This window comes from Microbacterium sp. P26 (assembly GCF_023712585.1).
GTDB lineage: Bacteria > Actinomycetota > Actinomycetes > Actinomycetales > Microbacteriaceae > Microbacterium > Microbacterium algihabitans_A.
The window spans coordinates 94712-108160 of record NZ_JAMAXZ010000006.1; the positions used below are offsets into that span (position 1 = coordinate 94712).

Sequence of the window (13449 nt, forward strand, 5' to 3'; positions counted from 1 at the left end):
GGCGGGTTCTGTGGTCTGACTGAGTCCGGATGCCGGTTGCCTCGACGTGGAGATAACCCCGTTCAGGCGTCTTTCCGGGCGGCGAGGAGCGAGCGCACCCGCGAGTACAGGAACCACGCGACGCCGATGCCGACGGCGGCGATGACGACGTACTGCAGGATCGAGGCGTACTCCTCGACGATGTGCCAGTTCTCACCCAGCAGGTAGCCCGCGAGCACGAAGATCGTGTTCCAGATCAGGCTGCCCGCACCGGTGAGCAGGCCGAAGCGCCACATCCGCATCTTGGCCACGCCCGCGGGGATCGAGATGAGGCTGCGGAAGATCGGGATCATGCGCCCGAAGAAGACCGCCTTGCCGCCGTGCCGCTCGAACCACGCGACGGTGCGGTCGACGTCTTCGGGGTGCAGCAGGGGCATCTTGGCGGCGAACGCCCGCAGTCGCGCGGCGCCGAGCCAGCGACCGAGGCCGTACAGCATGAACGCGCCCACGACCGAGCCAAGAGTGGTCCACAGCAGCGCCTCGAAGAGCGTGAACGATCCGCGGCTGGCCGTCAGTCCCGCCATCGGGAGCACGACCTCGCTGGGCAGCGGGGGGAAGAGGTTCTCGAGCGCGATCGCCACGCCGGCACCGACCGGGCCGATGACCTCCATCAGCGAGACGGTCCAGTCGGCCAGCGAGGTGAGCCACGACTGGCCCTCGGGCGAGCCGGAGGTCGATCTCACGGGGGTCAAGGTGAGGGTCATGTCGGTCATCGGGTGCCTTCGCGCTCGGTGATCGGCCGCCCGTGCGGGCGCCCAGTGCCAGGCTACGGGCCCGTCACCGCGCGTTCCTGGGGGTTGCCCCCGAGCGGTTCAGGATGCCGAGACCCCGGCGCCGACGAGGGCTGCGGCGACGAACCACACGGCGACCATGGCCACGGCCGCCACCAGCGGCACCCAGAAGGCGAGGCGATGGCGCACGAGGCGGACGATCGCGACGATCACGCCGATGAGGAGGACGACCCACGGCGAGACCACGGCGATCCAGAACCCGGCGTTCATGAGATCGGTGTCGCAGGCGGCGCCGCTGCAGGCGTCGGAGGCGAAGGCGAGCAGCACCCCCGCGTAGGAGGCGCCCAGCGCCAGCAGGGGCAGCAGCACCAGCAGCACGATCGTGATGGCGACGTCCCACGGTCGTCCCGCGCGGGGCCGCGGTTCGGGGCTCAGCGTGCGGAACGACTCCGGGGGGAGCGAGTACGTCACGAGCCACATCTTAGGGACGCCGCGTCGTGAATTCGCGCCGAACGGGGTTCGCGCCCTACGTTCGAGCCGTGTCGTCCACTCATCCCGCTCCACCCCACGGGCTCGCCGACGCTCTGCCCGCCACCCGCCGCCTGCTCGCGGCGCCCTCCCCCTCCGCCCGCCCCCTCCCGTACGGCGGCAGCCTCCCCGCGCTCTCCCCGAGCTGGCGCTCAGCCCTGCGCGACGAGCTGGGCCTCGAGGTCGCCTACGACGAGAACGCGGTCGATCCGCTCTCGTCGCGCGTGTTCGACGTCGTCTACAGCCGTCTCCGCGCGGAGCAGGTGGTGCTCGCCCTCTCGGCCCGCACGAACCTCACCCTCGCCGGCAGCACGGTCCGCATCGTCGGCGACTCCTCTCTCGCCACCGCGTTGACGGCGCTTCTTCGCCGCCTCGGCGCGAGCGTCGTGCGCTCCACCGACGACCCCGTCGAGCGCCTGACCGCGACGCTCGACGGCGTACGCGTCGACGACGTGGCGGCGGCGACGTCGGGCTCCACCCACTCCGCGATCCTCACCGGGGTCGGCCACGACGCCCTCGGCGTCGACGACGTCGCCGGGCTCGTGGCCGACGCCTCACCCCGGCCGGTCGACGCCTCCCCCGCTCCCTCGCCGCGTCCCTTCGTGCGCACGACGTCGAAAGGATCGCTCGTCGAGATGCCCTCTCCCCTGCCCGTCGACGGCGCCTCGCCCACGAGCGCTCAGCGCCGGATCCTCGACGCGCTGATCGCGGCCCTGGTCGTCGACGGCGGCCCCGACGATCCCCGCGGCATCTACGCCCGGGCGGTGACCCCGTGACCGGCCGCATCGCCGACGCCTCGCTGTGGCGTGCGGGCCTCGACCGCATCGAGTGGGCACGCGCGCACATGCCCGTCACCTCGGCCCTCGCCGCACGTCTCGCGAGTGAGGGGACGGTCGCCGGCATCCGGATCGGGGTGTCCGACGTGCTCGAGCCGAAGACCGCGACCGTCGCGCTCGCCCTCGCCGAGGCCGGCGCCGAGGTGACCGTCACCTCCGCGGGCCGCAACACCGACGATGCCGTCGCCGCCGCCCTCGCGCACGCCGGTCTCCCCGTGTACGCCCGGGCCGACGCCGAGCGCGCCGAGGATCGGGCGAACGCCCTCGCCCTCATCGGTCACCGGCCGCAGGTGATCGTCGACGACGGCGCCTCGACCATCCGCCTCGCCCACCTCGAGCGTCCCGACGTGGTCGCCGAGATGCGCGGAGCGACCGAGCAGACCACCTCGGGGGTCCGACCGCTGCGCCGCATGCAGGCCGACGGCGCGCTGCGCATCCCGGTCGTCGCCGCGAACGACGCCCGCTCGAAGTCGCTGTTCGACAACATGCACGGGACCGGCCAGTCGGTCGTGTTCGCCGTCGCCGACGTGGCCGACCGGTCCCTGCGCGGGGCCACGGTCGTCGTGGTCGGCTACGGGCGCGTCGGCACGGGGATCGCGCAGCACTGCGCGGCCCTCGGCGCGCGCGTCGTGGTGACCGAGACCGATGCCGTGGCAGCCCTGCAGGCGGCGTTCGCGGGGTACGAGGTGCGCCCGCTCGCCGAGGCCGTGCGCCGCGCCGACATCGTCATCTCGGCCACCGGCATCCGGCACACGATCGACGTCGCCCATCTCGACGCGCTGCCCGACGGGGCGATCGTCGCCGTCGGCGGTGGCGTGGGGCAGGAGATCGCGCTCGACGCCGCTCACGCCGCGGGGGCCGTCGAGATCTCGCGCGACGCCGCGGTGTCGGTGCTGCGGATGCCGAGCGGCACCCGGGTGCGCGTGCTCGACGACGGCAACTGCCTGAACGTCAGCGCGGCAGAAGGCAACCCGGTCGAGATCATGGACCTGTCGTTCGGCGTGCAGCTCGCCTCGGTCGCGCACCTGCTGGTCACCCCCGATCTCGCCCCGGGCGTGCACGAACTCCCCCGCGCGGCCGACGACGAGGTGGCGGCGATCGCCCTCGGCTCCTTCGGGGGCGCCCTCGACGTGCCCTCGGCGGCGCAGACGGCGTTCCTCGCGGCGTGGAACCCCGAGGGAGGCGACGAGTGAGCGTCGAGGTCCACCGGGCGCCGGTCGTCCTCTCCGCCGGGCGCCCTGCTCTGGTCGACGGGGCGGTGGCCGTGGCCCGTGGCCGCATCATCGCCGTGGGTACGACCGACGAGGTGCTGGCCGAGCTCGACCCGGCGGCGACCCGCGTCCGCGAGCACCGCGGCGCCCTCACCCCGGGGCTCGTCAACGCGCACACCCACCTGCAGTACACCGACATGGCCGAGGTCGGCAGTGCCCAGCACGCCGGCTTCGAGTCGTGGATGAGCGCCTTCATGACGCTCTACCCCCTGCCCCGCGATTGGAGCGCCTCGGCAGCCGCCGGCGCGGCCCTCGCTCTGCGTTCGGGGACGACCTCGGTCGCCGAGATCGTGACGGATGCCGCGGCCGGAAGCGCCGTGCACGACGCGGGTCTGCACGGCGTGGCGTTCTGGGAGGTGCTCGGCTACACCGATCGCACGTGGGCGGAGGGAGGTGAGGAGCGTGTGCGGGCCCAGCTCTCAGCGCTCCCCTCCCCACCCGCGACGGGTCTGTCGCCCCACGCGGTCTACTCCCTCGACACCGGGGTGATCCGCGAGCTCTCGCGCCTGTCCGCCGAGCTCGGCGTGCGCCAGCACATCCACGCCGCGGAGTCGGCGTGGGAGGACGCGTACGTGCGCTCGGGCACCGGCGACCTCGCCGAGCGCTGGCGCGCCAACGGCCGCGGCGAGTTCTCGCTGCTGCAGGGTGGTGGCGTGGGTACGGGCGTCATCCGCTACCTCGACGGCCTGGGCGCGTTGAGCCCGACGACCCATCTCGCGCACGGCATCTACGTCGACGCCGACGATCGCGCCCTGCTCCGCGCGCGCGGCGTCAGCGTGGCGCTCTGCCCGCGCTCCAACCGCGTGATCGGCCTCGATTCTCCGCCCGTGGCGGCCTACCTCCGCGAGGGCAACGCGATCGCCGTCGGCACCGACTCGCTGTCGTCATCGCCGAGCCTGTCGATCTGGCATGACGTCGCCGCGCTCCACGACATCGCCCGCGACCAGGGCTACGCCGACGACGACCTGCACGAGCGCCTCTTCGCCGCGGCCACCGCGGGCGGCGCGCACGCCCTGGGTCTCGACGACACCGGCGTGCTGCGTCCCGACGCGCGGGCCGACCTGGCGGTGTTCGACGTGTCGAGCAGCGATCCCCGCGACGCGCTCGTCGAGCTCGTCGAATCGGGTCCCGCCGAGGCGTCACTGACCGTCGTCGGCGGAGAGATCCGCTGGGCGGGCCTCGCCGCGCACGAACGGGCCACCGCCCGGGTCTGAGCGCCGCGATCCGACGGATGCCCGTCGACACGGCATCCGGAATCTGCTCCGACGGGAGGTTCCGGATGCCGTGCTGCCGGGGTCAGGAGCGCGGAGCCGGTCCGCTCGAGAGCGCGTCGACGAACAGGCGCAGGAACGCCGTGCGATCGAACGAGGTCACCGCGCGGACGCTCGACCCCTCGGGCGTCCCCCACACCAGCGGAAGACCGTCGGCGGTGAGGGCGATGCGGGTCGCGAGCGAACCGCCGTATGGCGTGTAGTCGACGGGCCCCTCGATCCAGCCGGTGACGATCTCTGGACGGTGCAGCACGACGGTGGCCAGGCCGTCGTGGGCGGACGAGATCCGTCGACCCCACTTGTACTGGTAGAAGTCGTTGTAGGCGTCGAGCACCTCGCCGGCGAAGCTCGCCCAGGGCGTGCCCTTCCCGCGCAGCACCGCGAGCACGTGCTCGTCGAGGATCGCGGTCGCGGTGACGTTGACGCCCACCATGACGACGTTGCCGGCGTTGCGCGCCCCGAAGACGATCTCGGCGGCGCGGCGATCGTTCGCCGTGTTGGCGTCGGTCAGTGTGGCGCCGCCCGGAGCGGGGTACGGACCCGCCCCACCCATGATGACGACCGAGCGGTACTTCAGGAACAGATCGGGGTCGCGCTCGAGAGCGCGCGCGATGTTCGTCAGCGGGCCGAGCGGGTGCAGGTCGATCTCGCCCGGGCTCTCCGCGGCGATGCGCACGATGGCATCGACCGCGCTCTCGTCCTCGACGCGCAGCTCCGCCCGCTCGAAACGGTCGCCCAGCCCGTCGGTGCCGTGCACGAAGTCGGCGATCGACGCCTCACCCTCCAGCGGCGCGGCCTCGCCGAGGTGCAGCGGGATGTCCTCGCGGTCGGCCAGACGCAGCACCGTGCGGACGTTGCGGGCCGAGTCCTCCACGGGCGTGTTGCCGTAGATCGTCGTGATCGCCTCGATCTCGACGTCGGGCTGCGCCAGCAGGTACATGAGCGAGTGGGCGTCGTCGAGGCCGGTGTCGGTGTCGACGACGACGCGGCGGACGGAGGAGGGGACGGATGCCATGCACTCACCCTGCCAAGTCGGCGGCGGCGACACGGCGTGGTGTTACATCGCGTGACACGTCTGTTCCCTGTTCGTCACGTCAACACTCCACAGTGGGGGGTGATGCGGGCGGCACTCGGCCCGCACCCTCCTCAGCACAGGTCGAACGACGCCCCCCAACGTCGTCGGGAACGGACACACCATGGCTTCCTCGTCTCAGCGGCTGCGACGTCTCGCGCTGCCCGCGGTCGGTCTGACCGCCGCCCTCGCCCTCACCGCCTGCGCCGGCGGCCAGGCGGCCCCCGTCTCCACCGACGGATTCAAGGGCGTCCAGCTCACCGTCTGGAACAACATCGACTTCGAGCCCTACCAGAGCCTGCAGAAGGGCTATTTCGAGTCGTGCGCCGCCGACCTCGGCATCACGGTCGACGTGCAGACGCAGTCGGGCGACTACACCACGAAGCTCCTGCAGGCGGCCGGCGCGAAGGCGCTGCCCGACGTCGCCATCCTCTCCACCGACACGCAGCTGCCGCAGCTCGCCTCGCAGGGGGTCCTGGCCGATCTGAGCCAGTACGACGTGACCACCGACGGCCTCGCCGACAGCGCCGCCGACCTCGGCCGCTATGACGGCACCCTGTACGGCCTGCCCGTGCAGGTCGAGGACTACGCGATCTTCTACAACAAGGCCGCGTTCGCGGCGGCGGGTGTGCCCGAGACCGCCCCGAAGACCTTCGACGACCTGGTGTCGCTCGCGGGTTCGCTCACCACCGGCTCGCAGAAGGGCATCGTGCTCCCGGGCATCGGCGGCGACGGCTCGACGCCGGTCTACTTCCTGCCCTTCCTGCTCTCCGCGGGCGGAGACCCCGCCGACCCGACCGGCGCCGGCGCCGTCGAGGCGGTCGACCTCTACAAGAACCTCGTGGGCAACGGCTCACTGTCGTCCGAGTTCGTCAACTGGGGCTGGGAGTCCATCGACCAGTGGACCTCGGGTGCCGCGGCGATGACGGTCTCGGGTCCCTGGAACCTCGTCGACACCTCGATCCCCTTCGAGTGGGGCACCTTCCCGTTCCCGACCGCGAAGAGCGGCGAGTCGCCGAAGGTGAACCTGCTCGGCTACGCCTACGGCGTCGCCGCCAACGCCGACGCACAGAAGGAGGCCGCCGCCGCGGCCCTCGTGAAGTGCCGCGCCTCGGAGGAGAACCAGATCGACACCGCCGTCCAGGGCGGCTACATCCCCGCGCTCAAGAGCGCGCAGGACGCCTTCGTCGAGAAGGTCCCCGCGGCCGCCCCGTTCGTCGACGCGGTCGACGGCGCCTACAACTCCGCACAGCTGGGCACCGAGTGGAACACGCTGCAGCAGCAGTACGTCGACGCGATCCAGAGCGCGACGGTCGGCGGGCAGACCGCCCAGGCCGCACTGGAGCAGGCCAGCGGCAAGTGACGGCCCACACCATCTCGACCGGCCGGTCGGGGGCACCCGCCCCCGGCCGGTTCCAGCGTTCCCTGGCCGCGCGCCGGCGCGGCGAGCTGTGGGGGTTCCTGACCCCCGCGCTGGTCTTCTTCGTCGTGTTCTTCCTGTTCCCACTCGGGTACGGCGTCTACATGAGCACGACGAACTTCACCACCGGCACCTTCATCACGGGGCGCGCGCCCTTCGTGGGCACGGCGAACTTCGAGGCCGTGCTGACCGAGCCCATCACCTTCCGCGCGCTCGCCAACACCCTCACCATCACGCTCGTCTCGGTCGCCGTCGAGCTGGTGCTCGGCCTGCTGCTCGCCTTGCTGTTCGCGCGCACCTTCCCGGGCAGCCGGTGGCTGCCGACGCTCATCCTTCTTCCGTGGCTGCTGCCGGCCGTGGTCGTCGCCACGGTGTGGAAGTCGCTGCTGGCCGGCGACGGGCCCATCAACGACGTGCTCGGTGCACTGGGCGTGCCCGTGCAGGCGTGGCTGGCCAATCCGACCACCGCGCTCCCCGCCGTCATCGTCGTGGCCGTCTGGGCGAGCCTGCCGTACTGGGCGACGATCCTCGGCGCCGCCCTCAAGCAGGTCCCCGCCGAACAGCTCGAAGCCGCCCAGCTCGACGGCGCCGGCGCGTGGCGACGGTTGACCGCCATCGTGCTGCCGACCATCTGGCCCGTCATCTCGGTTCTCGTCGTGATGAGCGTGGTCTACACCCTGCTGATCGTCGACCTCGTGCTCGTGCTCACCGCGGGCGGCCCCGCCAACAGCACCGTGACCCTGGGCCTGCTCTCCTACCGCCAGGCGTTCCAGCAGTTCCAGTTCGGTCTGGGCGGTGCCTACGGCATGCTCCTGCTGGGGATCAGCGTGGTGTTCGCGATCGTCTACACCGTGATGTCGATGCGTCGGGAGCGCGAAGAATGACCGCCACCCTTCCCTCCGCGCCCGCCGTGGTCGCCCCGGCATCCGCCCCTCCCGTCGCGCGACGTCGCCGGCGCCGCGGATGGATGTGGACCCTCGTCACCGTCGCCGTGCTGGTGGTCTACCTCTTCCCCGTGTATTGGATGGTCTCGGCCTCGCTGCAGCCCTCCGCCAACTCGGCGGACACGCAGTGGTTCCCCACGGCTCCCGGCCTCGGGGGATACGAGAAGGCTCTCGACGACGCGGGCATCGGCGGCCTCCGCGTCACCACCCTGGTTTCGCTCGGCTCGGTGCTGGTCACCCTGCTGGTGTCGATCCCGGCGGCGTACGCGCTCAGCCGGCTGCGCTCGCGGGCGGTGAGCATCGCGCTCATCCTGCTGCTGCTGGCGCAGATGATCCCGAGCGTGGTGCTGGCCACCTCGTTCTACGCGATGTTCAACTCGTGGGGACTGCTCAACACCTTCATCGGCCTGATCCTGGCGAACTCGACCGCGGGCGTCCCCTTCGCCGTCATCGTCATGCGTGCGTTCATGCTGCGCCTCGACACCGAGGTCCTCGAGGCCGCGACCGTCGACGGACTCGGAGCCTTCGGAACGCTCTGGCGCATCGTCGTGCCCCTCTCGCGCAACGCGATCGTGACCGCGGGCGTCTTCGCGTTCCTCTTCAGCTGGGGCGATCTGCTGTTCGGTCTGACCCTGGTCAACCGCAACGAGATGTACCCGATGTCGGTGCTCATCCTCGCCCTGTCGAACTCCAACCTGAACACGTGGGCGGCCACGATGGCGGCCTCGCTCATCGCGAGCCTGCCCGCGCTCGTGGTGATCCTCGCCGCGCAACGGCACGTCAAAGCGGGTCTCACCGCCGGCGCCGGACGCTGAGGCGTGGGTGGGGTCGTGAGGCCGGGCCGCGCCCGCACGTAGACTGGTCGACCGTGAGCGAACGCGTCCTGGTCAACCAGTTGAAGTCCCTACCCGCCGGCCCCGTCGAGGTGTCGGGATGGGTCGAAACCGTGCGCGATCAGAAGAAGGTGCAGTTCGTCGTCCTGCGCGACGAGACCGGCGCCGTGCAGCTGGTCAACCCGGCGACGCGGCCCTCCGAGGAGGCCGTGGACCAGGATGCCGCCGCCCTCGCCCTCACCGAGACGATCGGGGCCCTTTCGACGGGCACGTTCCTGACCGTGCGCGGCGAGCTCAAGCACGACGAGCGCGTGAAGCTCGGCGGCGTCGAGATCAAAGTGGGCGAGCTCGTGATCGCGGCCGCCGCGAACCCCGAGACCCCCATCGCGGCCGACAGCAGCCCCGACAAGCGCATGGACTGGCGCTTCATCGACCTGCGTCAGCGTCGCAACAACCTCATCTTCCGCGTGCAGACCACGCTCGAGCACGCCATGCGCACCTACTGGGTCGAGCGCGACTACATCGAGGTGCACTCCCCCAAGCTGATGGCGTCGCCCTCCGAGTCCAACGCCGAGCTGTTCGAGGTGCCCTACTTCGAAGACAAGACGGCCTACCTCGCGCAGAGCCCGCAGTTCTTCAAGCAGATGGCCCAGGTCGCCGGCTTCGGCAAGATCTTCGAGATCGCCCCCGCCTTCCGCGCCGACCCGTCGTTCACGAGTCGCCACGCCACCGAGTTCACCTCGATCGACGCCGAGATCAGCTGGATCGACTCGCACGAAGACGTCGCACGCATGCAGGAGGAGCTCATCGCGACCGCGTTCCAGGCGGTCGCCGACAAGCACGGCGCCGAGATCCAGGAGCTCTTCGGCATCGAGGTGCAGGTGCCCGCGCTCCCGTTCCCGCGCATCCCCCTCGCCGAGGCGCGCGAGATCGTCGCGGCGCGCGGCTACGACATCCCCCGCACCGACGGCGACCTCGACCCCGAGGGAGAGCGTCAGATCGCGGCGCACGTGGCCGAGACCTTCGGTCACCCGTTCGTCTTCATCACCGACTACCACCCCGAGATCCGCGCGTTCTACCACATGCGCGACGAGGAGACCGGGCTGACCAAGTCGTACGACCTGCTTTTCAACGGCGTCGAGATCACCACGGGTGCCCAGCGCGAGCACCGTGTCGAGGTGCTGATCGAGCAGGCCAAGGAGAAGGGCCTCGACCCCGAGCACCTCGACTTCTACCTCGACTTCTTCCGCTTCGGCGCCCCGCCGCACGGCGGATTCGGCATGGGACTCGCGCGCGTGCTCATGCTCATGCTGGGAGAGTCGTCGATCCGCGAGGTCACCTACCTCTTCCGCGGACCGACGCGTCTCGCTCCGTAAGGTTCGAGCGAGCGACGCCCGGGGTTCACCCCCCGGGCGTTCTGCTGTCATCCGCGGTTTCTAGCGTGCGTTCATGGTCGCTGTCATCCCCGTGGATCCTTCGTCGACCGCGGATGCCGCGCCCGCGCCGGGCTGGACGATCACGCTGAGCGGAGTGCGCCGCGAGCGGGCGGGCTCGGTCATCCTGAGCGACGTCGACCTCGAGGTGGGTCCGGGGCGCATCGTGGCGCTCGTCGGCGCGTCGGGCTGCGGCGCGTCGACGCTGCTGCGCCTGGTGACGGGGGCCGAGCGTCCGGATGCCGGCACGGTCACCGTCGACGGACGGTCGGGGGCGGCGGCTCCCCGTGTCGCCGAGGTTCGCGATCGCACGACCGTCGCCCGTTTCGGTCGCGTCCGTGCGGCCATCGTGAGCGCGGCCCGCCAGGCGGGGTCTCCGGATGCCGAGCGCGAGGCCGACCGCCTGTGCGCGCTCGTGGGGCTGACCTCGACCGCGAAGCCGGTGAGCAGACTCAGCCACGGCGACCGTCAGCGATGGGCCGTGGCGCGCGCCCTCGCCTCGCGCCCTCGCGCCCTCGTGCTCGATGATGCCCTCGCGGCGCTGCACACCACCGCCCGGGCCGAGCTGCGCGATCGACTCGCCCGCGAACTGCGCGAACGCGGCGTGACGACGCTGTGGGCGACGCGCGACACCACGGAGGCGGCGGCCGTGGCCGACGATCTCGTCGTCATGGCGCAGGGCCGCGTCGTGGCATCCGGATCCCCCGACGAGGTCTTCGCGCGGGTCGGCGACGCCGCCGTGGCCGAGGTGCTCGGTCCGGTCAGCGCGGTGCCCGGGATCGTCGAGGGTGTGGTCGTGGAGGTCTGGGGTCAGCACCTTCCGCTCGCCGCGGCCGCGCACGACGGGCACTGCGAGGTCGTCGTCCGCCCCGAGCACGTCGTGCTCGTGGGGCCGGACGCCCCCGGCGTCGACGCGGTGGTCGAAGAGACGACGTTCCTGGGCAGCGTGCGTCGCTCGACCGTGCTCACCGCCGACGGCAGCCGCGTGGTCGTCGAACACGCGCCCGAGCGCCGGCTCGACGATCACGACGCGGTGCGCATCGCCCTCGCCGCGGTGCCCGCGACGGTGAAACCGCTCGATGCGAGCGGACCGCGTCAGGCCGGGTAGTCGACCGAGGAGCGCTCGGCGACCACGGAGCGGATGAATCCCGCGGCCTCCTGATGCGCGGGGTGCACCTGGTAACGCTCGAGAGCCTCGACGTCGGCGAACTCGCTGACGAGCGCGACATCCCAGTTGGACTGCGGGTAGGCGACGTTGCGGCCGACCTCGATGTGGTCGATCTCGGTCACGACGCCCTTCAGAGCGAGAAGTCGCTCCGCGATCTGCTCGGCGTGCAGGGCACGCGTGTCGGCGTCGTCCGCCGCGAGCTTCCAGAGGACGATGTGACGGATGCTCACGCGGAGGCTCCTTCGGAATCGGCCGCCAGGAGGGCGGCACGCAGACGGTCGGCCGACACGCGCCAGTGCGCGTGCAGCTCGCCGTCGATGAGGACGACGGGGATCTTCTCCCACCACGTCGAGAACAGCTCGGCGTCATCGGCGATCGAGGCCTGCTCGATCGTGATGCGGTCGGCCACCTCGACCGGGAGGTCGTCGACGACGGACTCGACGATCTGCTCAGCGACATCGCAGAGATGGCAGTCGGGCTTGCCGATGAGCGTGAGGGTGGTCACGCCCTCCATCCTATGAGGCGCATGCGGGCCGGGGCGGAGCCCACGACGTCAGGACTCGACGTCGTAGCCCGCCGCGATCCAGTCGCCCGTGCCGCCCTCGACGTTGGTGGCGTCGTGGCCGCGCGCCGTGAGGGCCTCGACGACGCGCGCCGAGCGCCCGCCCGCCTGGCAGATCACGTCGAACGGCTCGCCCGGCAGTTCGTCGAGGTGCTCGCCGATCGTCGACATCGGCAGGTTCACGGCACCGGGCACGTGGCCCGCCGCGAACTCGTGCTCCTCGCGCACGTCGATGAGGGGACGCTCGCGCCCCGCGTGCAGATCGTGGACGGAGATGGACTGCATGGCTTCCTCCGAAAGAGAACGAACGGGCGCGGCGGATACACGAAGCGCCCGTCGCTTCGGACAGGCGCTCGGTGTGGTGGCCGCTTACTTCTTGTTGCGGCGCTGGTGACGAGTCTTGCGAAGCAGCTTGCGGTGCTTCTTCTTCGCCATGCGCTTACGGCGCTTCTTGATGACAGAACCCACGGAAAACCTCACTAAGTCGGGGTCTGGGTGCCGATGTCGGCGCCCGGGAACACTAGGCGTTTGGAAAAAAGCCTCGGATCAGTCTAGCCGACGTCGGACACCGGTCGTTGCACAGCCTCCACGACCGCCGACTCGGGCACGCGATAACTGCGTCCGAAACGCACAGCGGGCAGTTCTCCGGCGTGGACGAGGCGATAGACCGTCATCTTCGACACGCGCATGAGATCGGCCACCTCAGCGACCGTCAGAAACCGCACGTCGGGCAGCTCGGCCATCGTTCACCTCATATTCCGGGTGAACTCACCCTCCTGATGCTGACCCACACTCTAGGGTCTGCGTGCGACGGCTGTAAACCTATGGGCACGCTGTGACGAAAGTGCAATGTGGGACGCCGGGAGCCGGCATCCGGAGCTGTCATCTGCCCGGGAGTTTGCGCAGCGCCGTCGAGAACGAGTGCTTGACCGACGCCGCGGCCCGACCCACCACTTCGGCGGCGTGCATCGCCGACTCCGGAAGAGCCGGTTCGTTCTCTTCGTCGATGGAGAAGAAGGGCACGAGCCAGTCGTCCACCTCGTCGAGGGGAGCGACGGCCAGGCTGTAATAGCGGTGCTGGCCCTCTTCGCGCACCGACACCAGCTCGGCCTCGCGCAGCACCTTGAGGTGCTTCGAGACGGTCGGCTGGCTGACCCCCAGTGATGCCACGATCTGCGAGACGCTCGTGCCCCGCTCGCCACCGGTCGCCCGGTCGAGAAGCAGCTGAAGGATGTCGCGACGCGTTCCGTCAGCGATCACGTCGAAGATGTCCGCCATGGCATCAGATTAGCGGCGCCCCGGCCCGAGTACCATGATTCGGGTTCGGACACCGAAGGGAGC

General features: G+C 70.9%; 17 protein-coding genes. 8 read left to right on the forward strand and 9 right to left on the reverse strand.

Annotation, left to right across the window (positions count from 1 at the left end):
* Nucleotides 1-62: 62 nt before the first annotated feature.
* Both M3667_RS12380 and M3667_RS12385 read right to left on the reverse strand, forming a co-directional pair.
* Nucleotides 63-743 (reverse strand): DedA family protein, encoded by a 681-nt coding sequence (locus M3667_RS12380; RefSeq protein WP_251508621.1) that lies wholly within the window; start codon nucleotides 741-743, stop codon nucleotides 63-65.
* A gap of 108 nt (nucleotides 744-851) precedes the next feature.
* The gene (locus M3667_RS12385; RefSeq protein WP_251508399.1) at nucleotides 852-1241 is read right to left on the reverse strand and encodes a DUF6264 family protein; all 390 of its coding nucleotides are present in this window, start codon (nucleotides 1239-1241) and stop codon (nucleotides 852-854) included.
* 68 nt (nucleotides 1242-1309) lie between these two features.
* On the opposite strand from M3667_RS12385, the gene M3667_RS17040 reads away from it, so the two are divergent.
* From M3667_RS17040 to M3667_RS12400, 3 genes are read left to right on the forward strand one after another with little or no spacing between them, the layout of a single operon-like run.
* Nucleotides 1310-2074: a hypothetical protein gene (locus M3667_RS17040; RefSeq protein WP_251508400.1), complete on the forward strand. Its 765-nt coding sequence runs from the start codon at nucleotides 1310-1312 to the stop codon at nucleotides 2072-2074.
* Nucleotides 2071-3327: an adenosylhomocysteinase gene (locus M3667_RS17045; protein WP_251508401.1), complete on the forward strand. Its 1257-nt coding sequence runs from the start codon at nucleotides 2071-2073 to the stop codon at nucleotides 3325-3327. Before M3667_RS17040 ends, M3667_RS17045 begins: the two co-directional genes overlap by 4 nt.
* Nucleotides 3324-4619 (forward strand): amidohydrolase family protein, encoded by a 1296-nt coding sequence (locus M3667_RS12400; RefSeq protein ID WP_251508402.1) that lies wholly within the window; start codon nucleotides 3324-3326, stop codon nucleotides 4617-4619. The genes M3667_RS17045 and M3667_RS12400 overlap by 4 nt, the downstream gene beginning before the upstream one ends.
* 82 nt (nucleotides 4620-4701) lie before the next feature.
* Here the strand turns inward: M3667_RS12400 and M3667_RS12405 are convergent, their stop codons facing one another.
* Nucleotides 4702-5691, reverse strand: coding sequence for a nucleoside hydrolase (locus M3667_RS12405; protein WP_251508403.1), 990 nt, complete (start codon nucleotides 5689-5691; stop codon nucleotides 4702-4704).
* A gap of 181 nt (nucleotides 5692-5872) precedes the next feature.
* On the opposite strand from M3667_RS12405, the gene M3667_RS12410 reads away from it, so the two are divergent.
* The 5 genes from M3667_RS12410 (at nucleotide 5873) to M3667_RS12430 (ending at nucleotide 11486) form a co-directional block, all read left to right on the forward strand.
* Nucleotides 5873-7111 (forward strand): extracellular solute-binding protein, encoded by a 1239-nt coding sequence (locus tag M3667_RS12410; protein ID WP_251508404.1) that lies wholly within the window; start codon nucleotides 5873-5875, stop codon nucleotides 7109-7111.
* Nucleotides 7108-8052, forward strand: a complete 945-nt coding sequence (locus tag M3667_RS12415; protein WP_251508405.1) for a carbohydrate ABC transporter permease — start codon at nucleotides 7108-7110, stop codon at nucleotides 8050-8052. The genes M3667_RS12410 and M3667_RS12415 overlap by 4 nt, the downstream gene beginning before the upstream one ends.
* A complete protein-coding gene (locus tag M3667_RS12420) occupies nucleotides 8049-8927 on the forward strand; it encodes a carbohydrate ABC transporter permease (protein WP_251508406.1) in 879 nt (292 codons plus the stop codon). The genes M3667_RS12415 and M3667_RS12420 overlap by 4 nt, the downstream gene beginning before the upstream one ends.
* Before the next feature lie 53 nt (nucleotides 8928-8980).
* Nucleotides 8981-10321, forward strand: a complete 1341-nt coding sequence (aspS, locus tag M3667_RS12425) for an aspartate--tRNA(Asn) ligase (protein WP_251508407.1) — start codon at nucleotides 8981-8983, stop codon at nucleotides 10319-10321.
* Nucleotides 10322-10394: 73 nt separating this feature from the next.
* Nucleotides 10395-11486, forward strand: coding sequence for an ABC transporter ATP-binding protein (locus M3667_RS12430; protein ID WP_251508408.1), 1092 nt, complete (start codon nucleotides 10395-10397; stop codon nucleotides 11484-11486).
* Here M3667_RS12430 and M3667_RS12435 read toward each other — a convergent pair.
* The 6 genes from M3667_RS12435 to M3667_RS12460 form a co-directional block, all read right to left on the reverse strand.
* Nucleotides 11474-11776 carry a Dabb family protein gene (locus tag M3667_RS12435; protein WP_144832400.1) on the reverse strand — a complete coding sequence of 101 codons (303 nt, stop codon included), beginning with the start codon at nucleotides 11774-11776 and terminating at the stop codon, nucleotides 11474-11476. The genes M3667_RS12430 and M3667_RS12435 overlap by 13 nt on opposite strands.
* Entirely contained in the window at nucleotides 11773-12051 is a 279-nt protein-coding gene (locus M3667_RS12440) for a glutaredoxin family protein (RefSeq protein ID WP_251508409.1), read from the reverse strand. The genes M3667_RS12435 and M3667_RS12440 overlap by 4 nt, the downstream gene beginning before the upstream one ends.
* Before the next feature lie 48 nt (nucleotides 12052-12099).
* Nucleotides 12100-12393 (reverse strand): rhodanese-like domain-containing protein, encoded by a 294-nt coding sequence (locus M3667_RS12445; RefSeq protein ID WP_144832394.1) that lies wholly within the window; start codon nucleotides 12391-12393, stop codon nucleotides 12100-12102.
* An 84-nt stretch (nucleotides 12394-12477) separates the two neighbouring features.
* Nucleotides 12478-12576 carry an AURKAIP1/COX24 domain-containing protein gene (locus M3667_RS12450; RefSeq protein ID WP_003792170.1) on the reverse strand — a complete coding sequence of 33 codons (99 nt, stop codon included), beginning with the start codon at nucleotides 12574-12576 and terminating at the stop codon, nucleotides 12478-12480.
* Nucleotides 12577-12659: 83 nt separating this feature from the next.
* Nucleotides 12660-12851 (reverse strand): helix-turn-helix domain-containing protein, encoded by a 192-nt coding sequence (locus tag M3667_RS12455; RefSeq protein ID WP_144832390.1) that lies wholly within the window; start codon nucleotides 12849-12851, stop codon nucleotides 12660-12662.
* A gap of 139 nt (nucleotides 12852-12990) precedes the next feature.
* The gene (locus tag M3667_RS12460; RefSeq protein WP_144832387.1) at nucleotides 12991-13386 is read right to left on the reverse strand and encodes a helix-turn-helix transcriptional regulator; all 396 of its coding nucleotides are present in this window, start codon (nucleotides 13384-13386) and stop codon (nucleotides 12991-12993) included.
* Nucleotides 13387-13449 lie beyond the last annotated feature (63 nt).